Origin of the sequence: Lentzea californiensis (genome assembly GCF_024648825.1) — a bacterium.
Lineage (GTDB): Bacteria > Actinomycetota > Actinomycetes > Mycobacteriales > Pseudonocardiaceae > Lentzea > Lentzea californiensis.
In genome coordinates, this window is sequence record NZ_JANBBE010000012.1 from 207,923 (window position 1) to 221,857 (window position 13,935).

At 69.4% G+C, this 13,935-nt stretch carries 10 protein-coding genes; 2 read left to right on the forward strand and 8 right to left on the reverse strand.

Translation table 11 applies throughout. The features are described from left to right. Window positions 1-126 precede the first annotated feature (126 nt). On the forward strand, window positions 127-1,662 hold the full coding sequence (locus LX88_RS34370) for an acyl-CoA dehydrogenase family protein (RefSeq protein WP_258951959.1): 1,536 nt from the start codon (window positions 127-129) through the stop codon (window positions 1,660-1,662). On the opposite strand, the gene LX88_RS34375 is transcribed toward LX88_RS34370, so the two are convergent. From LX88_RS34375 to LX88_RS34395, 5 genes are all read right to left on the reverse strand, one after another. Next, window positions 1,659-4,385 (reverse strand): hypothetical protein, encoded by a 2,727-nt coding sequence (locus tag LX88_RS34375; RefSeq protein ID WP_258951960.1) that lies wholly within the window; start codon window positions 4,383-4,385, stop codon window positions 1,659-1,661. The genes LX88_RS34370 and LX88_RS34375 overlap by 4 nt on opposite strands. 126 nt (window positions 4,386-4,511) lie before the next feature. Next, window positions 4,512-5,663, reverse strand: coding sequence for an acyl-CoA dehydrogenase family protein (locus LX88_RS34380; RefSeq protein ID WP_258951961.1), 1,152 nt, complete (start codon window positions 5,661-5,663; stop codon window positions 4,512-4,514). A gap of 5 nt (window positions 5,664-5,668) precedes the next feature. Continuing rightward, window positions 5,669-7,582, reverse strand: a complete 1,914-nt coding sequence (locus LX88_RS34385) for an acetyl/propionyl/methylcrotonyl-CoA carboxylase subunit alpha (RefSeq protein WP_307791681.1) — start codon at window positions 7,580-7,582, stop codon at window positions 5,669-5,671. A gap of 2 nt (window positions 7,583-7,584) precedes the next feature. Beyond that, the gene (locus LX88_RS34390) at window positions 7,585-9,174 is read right to left on the reverse strand and encodes a carboxyl transferase domain-containing protein (RefSeq protein WP_258951963.1); all 1,590 of its coding nucleotides are present in this window, start codon (window positions 9,172-9,174) and stop codon (window positions 7,585-7,587) included. Window positions 9,175-9,313: 139 nt separating this feature from the next. After that, window positions 9,314-10,099: an SGNH/GDSL hydrolase family protein gene (locus LX88_RS34395; RefSeq protein ID WP_258951964.1), complete on the reverse strand. Its 786-nt coding sequence runs from the start codon at window positions 10,097-10,099 to the stop codon at window positions 9,314-9,316. Window positions 10,100-10,424: 325 nt separating this feature from the next. On the opposite strand from LX88_RS34395, the gene LX88_RS34400 reads away from it, so the two are divergent. Next, window positions 10,425-10,997 (forward strand): SACE_7040 family transcriptional regulator, encoded by a 573-nt coding sequence (locus LX88_RS34400; protein WP_258951965.1) that lies wholly within the window; start codon window positions 10,425-10,427, stop codon window positions 10,995-10,997. Here the strand turns inward: LX88_RS34400 and LX88_RS34405 are convergent. From LX88_RS34405 to LX88_RS34415, 3 genes are read right to left on the reverse strand one after another with little or no spacing between them, the layout of a single operon-like run. After that, a complete protein-coding gene (locus LX88_RS34405) occupies window positions 10,994-11,614 on the reverse strand; it encodes a response regulator (protein ID WP_258951966.1) in 621 nt (206 codons plus the stop codon). The genes LX88_RS34400 and LX88_RS34405 overlap by 4 nt on opposite strands. Continuing rightward, window positions 11,611-12,732: a sensor histidine kinase gene (locus tag LX88_RS34410; protein ID WP_258952027.1), complete on the reverse strand. Its 1,122-nt coding sequence runs from the start codon at window positions 12,730-12,732 to the stop codon at window positions 11,611-11,613. Before LX88_RS34410 ends, LX88_RS34405 begins: the two co-directional genes overlap by 4 nt. Window positions 12,733-12,737: 5 nt before the next feature. Then, entirely contained in the window at window positions 12,738-13,820 is a 1,083-nt protein-coding gene (locus LX88_RS34415; protein ID WP_258951967.1) for a DUF418 domain-containing protein, read from the reverse strand. Window positions 13,821-13,935 lie beyond the last annotated feature (115 nt).

Genomic DNA, 13,935 nt, shown 5'->3' on the forward strand with positions numbered 1-13,935 from the left:
CCATGGTCACTCACCAGAACGACGTTATTCCTCGTCAGCGTCCTTGGCACGCCCAAAAGCCCGAATGGGCCAGCGATCTTCACCGGCCCCCTGCCCAAAGTTACTTGCGAGTAGTAACGTGCGGGCATGGCTACGCACGAGGTGACCAACCAGGTCCCGCTGCTGAGCGGCCACGACGTCGCGGACGACCCGGCCCTGCTCAGCTGGGTCGACGACGCCGAACTGCACGCGCTGGGCAGGCTCGCGGGCAGCCACGAGTGGCAGGAGCGCGGCAGGCTCGCCAACGCCTACCCGCCGGTGCTGCACACCCACGACCGATTCGGGAACCGAATCGACGAGGTCGAGTTCCACCCTGCGTGGCACGAACTGATGGACGTCGCTGTTTCGCACGGGTTGCACGCCTATGTCGACGGTGCGCACCTGGAACGGGCAGCCAAGTTCTACGTGTGGTCCCAGGTCGAGGCCGGCCACGGCTGTCCGATTTCGATGACTTACGCCTCCGTGCCCGCTTTGCGCGTGGCGCCGGATCTGGCCGGGAACTACGAACCCCTTCTCACCGCACGGAACTACGACTTCGGGCTGCGCGCACCGCTGTCCAAGCAGGGCCTGATCGCCGGCATGTCCATGACCGAGAAGCAGGGCGGATCGGACGTGCGCGCGAACACGACTGTCGCGCGGCCGGTCGCCGACGGCTACCTGCTGACCGGGCACAAGTGGTTCACCTCGGCGCCGATGTCGGACGTGTTCCTGACCCTCGCGCAGGCACCCGCCGGACTGACGTGCTTCCTCGTGCCGCGAGTGCTCCCGGACGGCACGCGCAACCGGTTCTTCCTGCAGCGACTGAAGGACAAGCTGGGCAACAAGTCCAACGCCTCCGCCGAGATCGAGTACGACGAGGCGTTCGCGCACCGCGTCGGCGACGAGGGCCGCGGCGTGCGGACCATCATCGAGATGGTCAACATGACCCGCCTCGACTGCGTTCTCGGCAGCGCCGCGGGCATGCGCGCCGGCCTCAGGCAGGCCGCGCACCACGCCGCGCACCGCAAGGCGTTCGGCAGCTACCTGATCGACCAGCCCGCCATGCGCAACGTGCTGGCGGACCTCGCGATCGAGTCCGAGGCGGCGACCACGGCCGCGATGTGGCTCGCGCGGCACCGGCCGCGGCTCGGCCTCGCGGTCACCAAGTACTGGGTGTGCAAACGCGGTCCCGCGCACGCCGCCGAGGCGTTGGAGTGCCTGGGCGGCAACGGCTACATCGAGGACAGCGGCATGCCGCGGCTGTTCCGCGAGTCGCCGCTGATGTCGATCTGGGAGGGCTCCGGCAACGTCGCCGCGCTCGACGTGCTGCGCGCGATGAAGAAGGAACCCGACTCGGTGCAGGAGTTCCTCGCCGCCGTCACCGGGGTCGACCGGCGCATCGACAGGGCGTTGAACGAGCTCGGCACCGCGCTGTCCGATGTGGACGAGTCGCAGGCGCGCCGGGTCGTGGAGAAGATGGCGCTGATCCTGCAGGGCGCCCTGCTGGTGAAGCACGGGCACCCCGCCGTCGCGGACGCGTTCCTCGGGTCACGGCTGGGCGGGGACTGGGGAGTTGCGTTCGGCACGCTCCCCAAGTCCACCGACTTCGCCTCGATCATCGACCGCGCTGTACCCAAGATTTAGGCAGGGCAACCGTTCTCCCGGCGCGGTGAGTCCGGGCCGTACAGGTCACCGGTCAGGTAGACGCACGCGGGCTGCTGCTCGAAGTCGTAGATGTCGGCGATCTCGAGGATCGTGAAGTTCCTCGTCTCGCCGACCCTGGACACCTTGAAGTCCGTACGTCCCGTGGCGCCGAAGAACTCCAGTTCGCGCAGCTCCCCGCCGATCGCGCCGCGGTGCGGGGTGTACCCGGCCAGGCGGGCCTGGGCGTTGCGCACGGCGTCGAGGAAGAGCCCTGCCGCGTCGTAGGCGACCGCCATGTGCTCGCCGGGCCAGGGCTTGGCCGGCTTGTCCTCCCGCGGCAGCGCGGAGTCCTGAACCTCCTTGGCCAGCTTGCTGTAGCCGGCGCAGAAGGCGTCCAGGGGCAGTCCGCCGCGGACCCCGGCGTCCGGCTTGCCGTCGACGCAGGACTTGCCCGCGAGCACGACGAGTCCGGCCATGCTCACGTAGGACACGCGCATGCCGGCCAGCGAGTCGCGCTTGCGACTCGCCTCCTGTGCGATGAACCGGATGATCGCGTCGTCCGCGAGGATGCGCGGCAGGCGGTTCTTGTCATAGCAGTTCCTGCCGACCGCCTGCAGGAACTCGCCGAAGTGCTCCTCACGGCCTGCGAAGAACACGAGCTCGCTGGAGTGGTCCTCGACGCACTGCGACGGCACCTCCTGCGGTCCGCCGGCCCACTCGCGCGCCTCGAACGTCACGCCCCACCTGGCCAGCTCCTGTCCCAGGACCGCGACCAGGTTGTCGAGGTAGACGTCGTCCTGCTTCAGCTTCGGGTGGTGGATCGTCACCCTGGTCGCGCGGACGTGCTGCGCGTACCTCCGGACGAGGTCGGCCTGCCTGACGTTGCCGGGGATCAGCTGGAAGTACATCGTCGAGAGCTTCGGCAGCGACGCCTCGGTGAGCGTGGTGCCGATGGTCGGCACACCGAGCGACCCGAGCGAGGTGATGACCTTCCTGGTCTGCTCGACGCTGCGGTCGAGCCCGATCACCCCGATGATGCTCGGATCCCTTTCCAGCAACGGGGTCAGCATCTCCGTCAGCACGTCGTACGCGCGGTCCATCTTGGCGCCGCCGTTCGCGACCACGATGCGCAGCAACGGCCCCGAACCCGACCTGTCGTTCTGCTGCCGCTGCTTGAGCAGCATCCCCTCCAGCTCCTCCGCCCTGGAGTGGTCGGCGTCGGGGTTGCTGTCCTTGTGGGTGAGACTCGAGAAGTAGAGCAACGAGACGAGCGGGCGTTCACCGTTCGACTCGTGCAGCCGCTCGGCCTCCTCGTTCTGCGCGAACACCGCCTTCTGCGTCCACCTCAGCCGCTCGTTCGACCCGAACACCTGGTTGTCGTTGTCGCTGTAGCCGACGCATTCGGCGTGCCCGTCGACGTCCATCAGACGCGTCGACACCCCCGGCGAGACGGCGGAACCGACGAGCGCGCAGTTCGCCTGGAGGTGGTTCTGCACGGTCACGAACCCCGGCAGCAGCAACACCACGGCGATCGTCGCGATGATCGTCTCCAGCCGCCTCGGCCGCGCCAGCCACTTCACCGGGGCCGCGGTGAACGCGGGCGCTCCCTTCCACTTCTTCTTGTCCGGGCTCGCGAACGGCAGCCTGATCATCAGGTAGCGGGCGTCCGGCGCGAGCATCTGCCGTTTGCGCGGCAGCTCCTCCCGCCACGTCGCCAGCGCGTCCGCGGTCTCGTCCGGCGCGACCGGCGTGGTCCCGAGCCGCTGCGACAACGCCGGTTGCACCGAACTGGCGGCGATCACCAGCAGCGGATCTGCCTCGCCGGTCTCGTTGCGGACGTCGTTGATCAGCTCCAGCAGCTCCCAGCCGCCGTTGTCCTTCGTCACGCCGTCGAGCAGCACGGGGAGGTAGGCCGTGCGCCGGAAGCCGGCCCTGCGCGGCAGGAACCGCCGGCGCCGCCGGTAGGAGATCCGCAGGTCCTCCAGGAAGGCGTGCACGAGCAGCAGCTTGATCTGCTCCTCGTTCTCGGACTCGCGCCTGCCCAGCGTGAGCCGCTCGGCGAACCCGAGGAACTCGATGGAGTGGTGGGGCAGCGCGAAGTTCTGCCCGCGCATGAACCACTTCGACTCACGCGCGAGCCCCGGCACCCGCTTGCCGAGCCACCGGAAGCCGGCCTTGCTGCCGACCCAGGCGACCAGCCCGAGCCCCAGCCGCGTCACGAGGTTCGGGATGAACGCGTCGACGGCCCGGTTCAGCGACTCGCCGTCCTCGCCGGTCCTGCCGGTCCACTGCCGCAGCAGCTCGATGACGCTCGCCCGGTCGTCCCGCCCCGGCTTGCGCGGCAGCCGCTTGCTCGTGAGCCAGTCGACGAGCCGGTAGTGGTCGAAGCGCGTCAGCCGCTCGGAGCCGACGTGGACCTCCGACAACCGATGGCTCAACACGTCCAGCAACGGCAACAGCGGCGGCGTCTCACGCGCTTCCGGTGGCCATCTTTTGTCCACTTCCCCGCGCACCGAGGACACGTCGACATAAGCGTGCGGTATTGCCGGGCGTCCCTCGTCGAGCTTGTGTTCGAGAGCACGCAGAAATGGCGTCGGACTGGCTTCGCTCTCCAGGTAGAGCAGCGGAAGTGGCTGGTCACCGACCACTTCCTCGGTCTTGCTCCGGTAGAAGAAGCCGGGCCGGTCGCACAGGCCGTGAATGACTTCGAGAAGAACGTTCAAACCCGGGAAAACCGGTTCTGGCCGACTACCTGTCATCTGCACCCTCACACTCGTGCGGAAGGCAGACGACGGTAGCCGGACAGACCGATTCGAGCCGGTGTTTTGAAACTATTTAGATGAAACGGACTAAAGGCCCAGCTCGCGGGCGATCAGCATCTTCTGCACCTCGGAGGTGCCCTCGCCGATCTCCAGGATCTTGGCGTCGCGGTAGAACCGCCCGACCGGGTACTCGTTCATGAAGCCGTAGCCGCCGAAGATCTGCGTGGCGTCGCGGGCGTTGTCCATCGCCGCCTCGGACGAGACCAGCTTCGCGATGGCCGCCTGCTTCTTGAACGGCTCGCCGCGCAGCATCCGGGACGCGGCCTCGTAGTAGGCCAGGCGGGCGGTGTGCACGCGGGCCTCCATCTCGGCGATCTTGAACTGGATCGCCTGGTAGGTGCCGATCTTCGCGCCGAACGTCTCGCGCTCGTGGGCGTAGCGGACCGACTCGTCCACGCAGCCCTGGGCGAGGCCGACCGACAGCGCGGCGATGGCGACGCGGCCCTCGTCCAGCGTGCGCAGGAACTGCGCGAAGCCGCGGCCTCGCGTGCCGAGCAGGTTCGCCGCGGGCACGCGGCAGTCCTGGAAGGACAGTTCGCGGGTGTCGGAGGCGCTCCAGCCGACCTTGGAGTACTTCTTCGACACCGTGAAGCCCGGGGTGCCGGACGGGACGATGATCGAGGAGATCTCCTTGCGGCCGTCGGGGCGGGTGCCCGTGACCGCGGCGACCGTCACCAGGCCGGTGATGTCCGTGCCGGAGTTCGTGATGAACGCCTTGGTGCCGTTGATGACCCACTCGTCGCCTTCGAGGCGTGCGGTGGTGGCGAGGGCGCCCGCGTCGGAGCCGGAGCCCGGTTCGGTGAGGCCGAACGCGCCGAGCTTCTGGCCGGACGTCAGGGAGGGCAGCCACTCGGCCTTCTGCTCTTCGGTGCCGAAGCGGTAGATGGGCATGGCGCCCAGCGACGTCGCCGCCTCCACCGTGATCGCGACCGACGAGTCGACGCGCGCGAGCTCCTCGAGCGTGATGCACAGGGCGAAGTAGTCGCCGCCCATGCCGCCGTGCTCCTCGGGGAACGGCAGGCCCAGCAGGCCCATCTGCCCCATCTTCGCGACGATCGGGTACGGGAACTCGCAGCGCTCGTAGTAGTCGCCGATGACCGGGGCGACCTCGTCGCGCGCGAACTCCTCGACGGTCTTGCGCAGGTCCTCGTACTCGCTCGGGAGCCTGAAGTCCAACATTGCTGTCACTCCTCGTGAGAGACGACGAGGGCCAGTACCTGGTCGAGTGCGACCTGCTGGCCTGCTTGCACGTTCACTTCGGCGAGCACGCCGTCGACGGGTGCCGTCACGGTGTGCTCCATCTTCATGGCCTCGACCACGAACAACGCTTGACCAGCGGTCACTTCCTCGCCCTGCTGGGCTCGGACGACCAGCACGGTGCCGGGCATCGGCGACTTCACCGGGCCACCGGAGGCGGCGGCATCGTCGGCGGCTCCGACCAGGAACTCGGCCTCGACCAGCGCCCAGGAGGCACCGTCGTGGCCCAGCCACAGCACGTCGCCGTCGCGGGCCATCGAGTAGCGGCGGGAGCCGACGAGCAGGTCGGCGCCTTCACGGCGGGCCCGAGCGCGGACCGGTTCTCCGGCGCCCACCACGACTTCCTCGCCGCGCACGCGCACGTCGACGTCGTTGATCCGCCAGGTCGTCCAGGCGTGTTCACCGACGCGCCAGCCGCCCAGCTGGTCCCACGGGTCGTCGCCGTGCGGCTGCAGGGAACGTTCCAGGCCCGCTGCCACGTACACGTCGTCCGGGATCTCGGCGGAGGTCAGCGAGTCCAGCTTCCGCTCGACCAGCCCGGTGTCGAGGGCGCCCGAACGCACGTCCTCGTCGCGCAGAAGTGCGCGCAGGAACGGGATGTTCGTCGTGACGCCGAGCAGTACCATCCGGCCGAGCGCGTGGTCGAGACGCCTGAGAGCTTCCTCGCGGGTGCGGCCGTGCGCGATGACCTTGGCCAGCATCGGGTCGTAGTCCGAACCGACCACAAGTCCCTCGTACAAACCGGAATCCACGCGCACGTCGGCCGGTTCGCTCAACGCCAGCACGCGGCCACCGGTCGGCAGGAAGCCGCGCGCCGGGTCCTCGGCGTAGACGCGAGCCTCGACCGAGTGGCCGTTCAGTCCGACCTTCAGATCCAGTTCCTCGCCGGAGGCCACGCGGAGCTGCCACTCGACGAGGTCGACGCCCGTGACCATCTCGGTCACCGGGTGCTCGACCTGCAGCCGGGTGTTCATCTCCATGAAGAAGTAGTCGCCCGAAGTACCGTCCACGATGAACTCGACGGTGCCCGCGCCGACGTACCCGACGGACTTCGCCGCCTCGACCGCCGCGGAACCCATGGCCTCGCGCATTTCGGGCGTGAGGAACGGCGACGGGGCCTCTTCGATGATCTTCTGGTGCCTCCGCTGGAGGCTGCACTCGCGTTCGCCGAGGTGGATCACGTTGCCGTGCGCGTCACCGAGGACCTGGATCTCGATGTGGCGCGGGTTCGTGATGAACCGCTCGATCAGCAGCGTGTCGTCACCGAACGAACCGCGCGCCTCACGCCGTGCGGACTCGATCGCCTCGCGCAGCGCCGATTCCTCGTGCACCAGCCGCATGCCCTTGCCGCCACCACCCGCGGAAGGCTTGAGCAGCACCGGAAAACCGATCTCCAGGGCCGCGTCGACGATCTCGTCGTCGGACATGCCCGCGCGAGTGCGGCCCGGCACGACGGGAACGCCCGCCGCCGACACCGTCAGCTTCGCTCGGATCTTGTCGCCCATCGCGTCGATCGCCGACGCGGGCGGCCCGACGAACACGATTCCCGCGGCGTCGCAGGCCGCCGCGAAGGCGGTGTTCTCCGCGAGGAAGCCGTAGCCGGGGTGGATCGCCTGCGCGCCAGTGGAAACGGCGGCCTGAACGATCTTCTCGATGGACAGGTAGCTCTCCCGGGCCGCGGCGGGCCCGATCCGCACGGCCTCGTCGGCCAGCCTGACGTGCAACGCCTCGGCGTCCGCGTCGGAGTACACGGCGACGGAACGGATCCCGAGCGACCGCAACGCGCGGATCACCCTGACCGCGATCTCTCCGCGGTTCGCCACCAGAACGCTGTCGAACATGATCACATCCGGAAGACGCCGTAGGAAACATCGTCGATGGGGGCGTTCGCCGCACTGGACAAGGCAAGTCCCAGCACCGTGCGGGTGTCACGCGGGTCGATCACGCCGTCGTCCCAGAGCCGCGCGGTCGAGTAGTACGGGTTGCCCTGGTCCTCGTACTGCTGGCGGATCGGCGCCTTGAACGCCTCCTCGTCCTCCGCTGACCACTCGTCACCGAGCTGGTCGCGGCGGACCGTCGCCAGCACAGAAGCCGCCTGCTCGCCGCCCATCACTGAAATCCGGGCGTTGGGCCACATCCACAGGAACCGCGGCGAGTACGCCCTGCCGCACATCGAGTAGTTGCCGGCGCCGAACGAACCGCCGATGATCACGGTGAACTTCGGGACGCGCGCACACGCCACCGCCGTCACCATCTTGGCGCCGTGCTTGGCGATGCCGCCCGCCTCGTACTCGCGGCCGACCATGAACCCGGTGATGTTCTGCAGGAACACCAGCGGGATGGACCGCTTGTCGCACAACTGGATGAAGTGCGCGCCCTTCACGGCGGACTCGCCGAACAGGATGCCGTTGTTGGCGATGATGCCGACCGGGTGGCCGTGGATGCGCGCGAAGCCGGTGACGAGCGTCTGCCCGTACTCCTTCTTGAACTCCTGGAACTTCGAGCCGTCGACGACCCGCGCGATCACCTCGCGCACGTCGTAGGGCGTCCGGGAGTCCGTCGGCACGACACCGTAGAGGTCGTCCTTGACCGCAGGCGCCTCGACGGGCGCGACGTCCCACGGCCGTTGCGCACGAGGGCCGAGCGTGGAGATGATCGAGCGGACCATCCGCAGCGCGTGCGCGTCGTTCTCCGCCAGGTGGTCGGTGACGCCGGACGTGCGCGAGTGCAGGTCGCCGCCGCCGAGGTCTTCCGCGCTGACCACTTCACCGGTCGCGGCCTTCACCAGCGGCGGGCCGCCGAGGAAGATCGTGCCCTGGTTCCTGACGATGATCGCTTCGTCGCTCATCGCCGGCACGTACGCGCCACCAGCGGTGCACGAACCCAGCACGGCGGCGATCTGCGGGATCCCGCGCGCCGACATCGTGGCCTGGTTGTAGAAGATCCGGCCGAAGTGCTCGCGGTCCGGGAACACGTCGTCCTGCCGGGGCAGGAACGCGCCGCCGGAGTCGACGAGGTAGATGCACGGAAGGTTGTTCTGCAGCGCCACTTCCTGCGCCCGCAGGTGCTTCTTGACCGTGATCGGGTAGTAGGTGCCGCCCTTGACCGTGGCGTCGTTCGCGACGATCACGCACTCACGGCCGGAGACGCGTCCGACGCCCGTGATGATGCCCGCGGCCGGTGCCTCGTCGCCGTACATGCCGTTGGCGGCCAGCGGCGACAGCTCCAAGAACGGCGAACCGGGGTCGACCAGCGTGTCGACGCGCTCGCGCGGCAGCAGCTTGCCGCGGTCGACGTGCCGCTGCCGTGCCTTCTCGGGACCGCCGAGAGCGGCGGTGGCGAGCTTGCCGCGCAGCTCGTCGACGAGCGCGGTGTGCTCCTTGGCGTAGCGGTCCGACGGCTCGGCGGCGCTGCGCAGGACAGGTGCGTCCATGCTCCCCAGACCTCAGGTTAGCGGGCGTTAACAAGGCCATGTTAACGCCCGCTCACCTAGCGGTCCACAGGAACGGCTCGAGAGTGACCCGAACGCAGGTCAAGCAGCCTTTCAGGCACTCCCACGTTCCGGAAAAGGGCTACCCGATGACCGCCCGCAGAGCGGGCAGGTAGCCGCTCTGGTGGCCCGCCCTGTTCGGGTGGTACGACTCCTCGACCGGCCAGCTCAGGCTGTTGAGCCACCAGCTCGACGAGCAGATCTCGTGCCCGCTGAACGCACCGCGCACGTCGACGTAGCCGAACCCGGCCGCCCCCGCGCGAGCGGCGATGGTGTTGTGCAGCGCGTCGGAACCGGAGTTGATCGCGGCGCGCTTGCTGTCGCTCAGGCCGACGTTGCAGGAGCCCGGCACCTTGTACATGCGCGGGTAACCGAGCACGACCACCCGTGCGGACGGGGCCTTCGACTTGATCGTGCCGTAGACGTTGGTGAGCAGGCCGGGAAGCGTGTTCGCGGCGTAGGTCTTGGCCTGGTTCACCCGGTTGGTGCAGTCCTGGTCCGAGCCGAAGGTGCAGGTGGTGATGACATCGGCGAAGCCGGCGTCGTTGCCGCCGACCTGCACGGTGATCAGGTTCGTCGCCGCCGTGAGGTTGTTGGTCTGGGTGAGGACGTCGCCTGTTCGCGCGCCGGAACAGGCCACGGACTTGAACGTCGCGGGCGCTGTCGCCGCCGCCCAGAGGGCCGGGTAGGCGAGCGGACCACGCTTGCAGCTGCCGCTGGCACCGTCATAACTGCCGGTCCCCAGCCCGGAGGCGTAGGAATCGCCCAGCGCGACGTAGTTGACGGGGGCCGCGCTGGCAGGGTTGGCGAGCGCGATGACTGCCGCGGCGGCGGTGACCACCGAGGCGATGAAGTGAGCAGGACGCATCGAAGACTCCCGAAGGGGCCGCAGGGGGGTGATGCATTGCGGGTCAATGGTTACCCACGGGTAAGGCCTGTGTGAAGTATTGGTCAATAGTCAACGATCAGCGCTTGCACCTGCGTGAATTCCACCCATCGGGTGAGGCCGTCTCCTGCAGATCGGCTCGATGAGAGTCACGTCCGAGAGGGCTTCTGGCGGTGCCGCCGCGACCTCCTCATACCGGGTTGCATTCGGGGGTTGCGGCGGTGCCGCCAGAAGCCCCCTCGGGCGCGACTGTCGCGGGCTGATCTGCAGGACACGGCCTCATGTAAACGGCTGCTAACCTCCTTCCGTGGTCGACAAACCCTCACGTCGGGACCAGATCCTCAACGCCGCGGCCGAACTCTTCGCACGCCACGGCTTCCACGGCGTGGGCATCGACGACATCGGTGCGGCCGTGGGCATCTCCGGCCCAGCGCTCTACCGGCACTTCCGCAGCAAGGACGCGATGCTCGGCGAGATGCTGACGTCGATCTCCGAACGGCTGCTCGACGGCGGCCAGGCGCGGGTGGACGCCGCGCCGGACGCCGAGGAGGCGTTGCGGGAACTGATCGGCTGGCACGTCGACTTCGCACTGGACGACCCCGCGCTCATCACCGTGCAGATGCGCAACCTGGCGAACCTCACCGATCCGGACCGCCGGCGGGTGCGCGCCTTGCAGCGCCGGTACGTCGAGGTGTGGGTGGAGACGATCCGGCGCACGGTGCCGGGCTTCGACGAACCGACCGCACGGGCCGCCGCGCACGCCGTGTTCGGGCTCATCAACTCGACGCCGCACAGCGCCCACCTCGACCGCGACCAGATGGCCGCGTTGCTCTCCCGGATGGCGCTCGCCTCGCTCACACCCGCCGTGGTGGCGTCCTAAAGCAGTCCTCGCTGGTGCGCCGCGGACACGGCCGAAGCCCGGTCCGGCACCTCCAGCTTGGCGTAGACGTGCTGCAGGTGCGTCTTCACCGTCGCCTCGCTGATGTGCAGCGCCGCGCCCACCTCGCGGTTCGTCTTCCCTTGTGCGACAAGGGTCAGCACCTCCCGCTCCCGGTTGCTCAGCGGCGCGGCGGACACCGGCGTGCGCACCCGTTGCACCAGCCTCGCGGCGACCGAGGGCGACAGCACCGTCTCGTAGCGCGCCGCCGCCCGCACCGCGCGGAACAGTTCCTCCCGGGGTGCGTCCTTGAGCAGGTAACCGGTCGCGCCCGCCTCGATCGTCGACAGCACGTCGGCGTCCGTGTCGTGCGTCGTCAGCACCAGCACCCGCGTCGAGGGCGCGCGTGAGCGGATCTGCCGCACCAGCTCGGCCCCGCTCGGCGCGGGCAGCCGCAGGTCGGTGACCGCGACGTCCGGGCGCACGGCCGCGATCACGGTCAGCGCCTCCGTTCCGCTCGCGGCCTCGCCGACGACCTCGAAGTCGTCCTGCGTGCCGAGCATGCCGCGCAGGCCGTCCCGCACCACCGGGTGGTCGTCGACGACCACCACGCGGATCATCGGGCGTCCAGCGTGACGTTGACCGCGGTTCCGCCACCGGGCGCGGACTCCACCGTCACCGTGCCGCCCAGCAACGCCACCCGTTCCTCCATCGCGGTCAGGCCGAAGCCGCGCACCGACGGGTCGAACCCGGCGCCGTCGTCGAGGACGTCCAGCACCACCACGTCCTCCATGTAGGACAGTGTGACGTCCACTCTCTGAGCGCGGGCGTGCCTTCCCGCGTTCGCCAAGGCTTCCTGAACTGCGCGCAGCACCGCGATCTCGGTCTCCGCGGACAACGGACGCGCGTCGCCCGTCACCGTGCAGTGCACCGGCACGCCGTGTTCCTCCCGCCACGCCACCACGGCCCGTTCCACGGCCTCGCCGAGCCTGGCGTCGCGCAACGGGCCCGGCCGCAGGGCCTCGATCGACCGGCGCACCTCGACCAGGTTGTCCCTGGCGAGCCGGCGGGCGGTGGCGATGCGGCCGCGCACGGGATCACCGGCGGACGTCAGCTCCTCGGCGACCTCCAGCTGCGTCACGATGCCGGTGAGGCCCTGGGCGACGGTGTCGTGCATCTCGCGCGCCACCCGCGCCCGTTCCTCCAGCACCTGCAGCCTCGCGTTCTCGGCGGACAGCACGGTGAGCCGCTCGTTCATCTCCCGGCGGCGGATCACCTCGCGTTCCATCACGCGGATGATCCAGCCGATCAGGACCGCCATCGGGGTGGTGACGCCGAGGTTGACCAGCAGGGTCGCGCCGATGTCAGTGCCCTGCGGCACCAGCCACAACCCGCTCACCACCACCACGCCCGCGTAGGCGAGCCAACCGGGCAACGCCAGGAACGCGAGGCCGTAGCAAGCCGGTACGAAGATCACGAACGCGCTGTCGTGCAGCAGCAGCACGGCGGTCGCGGCGAGCAGGCCGGCGAAGTACAGCAGCATCAGCCCGACCCTGCGCTCCCACCACTCGGGGTGCGCCATCACGAACCACCAGTGCCACACCGCCAGCACGGCGACCACGACCAGTGGCACCGGGGCGACCGGCCGGCTCACCAGGTAGACGCCCGTCGCCACGGCCAGCAGGCCGTACGGCGCGAGCGCCCACACCAGGTTCCACCGGCGTTCCTGCTCCACCATGGACTTCACGCCGGTGAGCTTCGCAGCTTCCGCGCCTTGCTGAGCAGGGTCTCCGCAGGTCCGCGCACGTCCTTGCGCCGCAACAGGTCGGCGAGCAGCACGGAGGCCAGCCACGTCGCCAGTGCCAGCACCGCGACCTCCGCGGACCCGAGCGTCCCGCCCAGCCCGAGCGTGTAGGGCTTGAGCAGCAGCACGAAGACGACGGACTGGAAGAGGTAGCAGCTCAGCGACCGTTCCCCGCACGCCGCGATCGCCCGCACGACCGCGTTCGGCCGCCTGACCCGCATCACGACCAACCCGATCAGCGCGGCGTACCCGAGTCCGCCCGCGACGCCGGTGACCGCGTGCAGAGCGCCCAGCTGCCACAACGCGGAGGTGTGCCAGAGGCCCGCGACCGCGAGGCCGCTGGGCAGTCCGCCGAGCACGGCCAGGCCGAGACCCCAGGTCGCGACGTGCCGCAGCAGCCGCCGGTGGCGTTCCGGCTCGGCCAGCAGGTCACGGCGGGCGGCCCAGACGCCGGCGAGTGCGGCGGCGCCGACCCCGAAGAGCCCGAACGGGACCAGCAACCACTCGACGGGATGCATCGCGATGGCGGCCAGCGGGTCCGCGGTCTCGAACGACTGGAAGAACGACCGCTGCCCGTTCGGCGGCGTCGCGTAGGCCTGGCCCTGGACCACCGCGGTCAGCACCAGCCAGACGGCCGCGAGCACGAGCAACGTCCTGTCCTTCAGCCTGCTCGTGGCGATCACCGCGAACCCGAGCAGGCCGTAGAGGCCCAGCACGTCGCCGGGGAACAGCAGCAGGGCGTGCACGAACCCGAAGACGATCAGCCAGAGGTTGCGCGACCGGGCCCGTTCCGGTGCCATCCGGGCGACGCCGTACGCGAAGAGGAAGGCGAACATCGGGTACGCACGGGCGTCGATGAACGTCACCACACCGGCGCTGACCAGGCGATCGGCCAGGTCCGTCTCGACGACGTGCTGCCGCACCCCGTACGGACGGCCGTAGAGGTAGACCGCGGAGTTCGCCAGCGCGATCAACGCGAGCATGCCGCCGCGGGCGAGATCAGGTGTGAGCAGGCGTTTCATTCCTCGAGCCTGTCGCCGCACCCAGCCGGGCAACATCGGCCGTGTCGTGCACTCCGTCCTCCGCCGGGGATGGGCGGGGATCCACCGATCGACGGATGGCGTGCGCCTGACCTGG

Excerpts from the sequence above, each read along its gene's own strand:
- LX88_RS34380 (WP_258951961.1), bottom strand. The coding sequence starts at position 5,663 with ATGTTGGACTTCAGGCTCCCGAGCGAGTACGAGGACCTGCGCAAGACC.
- LX88_RS34390 (WP_258951963.1), bottom strand. The coding sequence starts at position 9,174 with ATGGACGCACCTGTCCTGCGCAGCGCCGCCGAGCCGTCGGACCGCTAC.
- LX88_RS34410 (WP_258952027.1), bottom strand. The coding sequence starts at position 12,732 with ATGGTGGAGCAGGAACGCCGGTGGAACCTGGTGTGGGCGCTCGCGCCG.
- LX88_RS34385 (WP_307791681.1), bottom strand. The coding sequence starts at position 7,582 with ATGTTCGACAGCGTTCTGGTGGCGAACCGCGGAGAGATCGCGGTCAGG.
- LX88_RS34405 (WP_258951966.1), bottom strand. The coding sequence starts at position 11,614 with ATGATCCGCGTGGTGGTCGTCGACGACCACCCGGTGGTGCGGGACGGC.
- LX88_RS34370 (WP_258951959.1), top strand. The coding sequence starts at position 127 with ATGGCTACGCACGAGGTGACCAACCAGGTCCCGCTGCTGAGCGGCCAC.
- LX88_RS34415 (WP_258951967.1), bottom strand. The coding sequence starts at position 13,820 with ATGAAACGCCTGCTCACACCTGATCTCGCCCGCGGCGGCATGCTCGCG.
- LX88_RS34395 (WP_258951964.1), bottom strand. The coding sequence starts at position 10,099 with ATGCGTCCTGCTCACTTCATCGCCTCGGTGGTCACCGCCGCCGCGGCA.